Genomic DNA, 284 nt, shown 5'->3' with positions numbered 1-284 from the left:
GGCCAGGGGATTGCCGGCACCGTCCTGAACGATGGCGCGCCGATAGCTCTTGCGCCTCAGCTCCTGGCGCTCGACCTCGGTCAGACCGTTGCGCAGGCCGGCTCCGCGCACGCCGACGACAACCATGTCGAGCGGCACCTGACTGTCGGGCAGCAGGCGGATACCTTTCATCTTCACCGAGAGGGCGCTCAGAGTATTGAAGGTCGGTGCGAACAAGCGCTCGAGCTGGATCTGGGTGGCGCCCAGGGACATCCGGCCGAGTTGCTCGACTACGCTGGAGCCGA

Annotated in this window: 1 protein-coding gene; it reads right to left on the bottom strand. The window is 66.2% G+C overall.

Features of this window, described 5'->3' with window-relative positions:
* Positions 1 to 252, bottom strand: a 252-nt coding sequence (locus ACLJNW_RS24535; RefSeq protein ID WP_410961259.1) for a hypothetical protein, incomplete at its 3' end; no start/stop codon positions are given.
* Positions 253 to 284: the final 32 nt, after the last annotated feature.

This window comes from Salmonella sp. SAL4457 (assembly GCF_046548235.1).
Taxonomy (GTDB): Bacteria; Pseudomonadota; Gammaproteobacteria; order Enterobacterales; family Enterobacteriaceae; genus Salmonella; species Salmonella enterica.
Note: the sequence above shows the minus strand (reverse complement) of the source record. Positions and strands in the feature narration are given on the sequence as shown.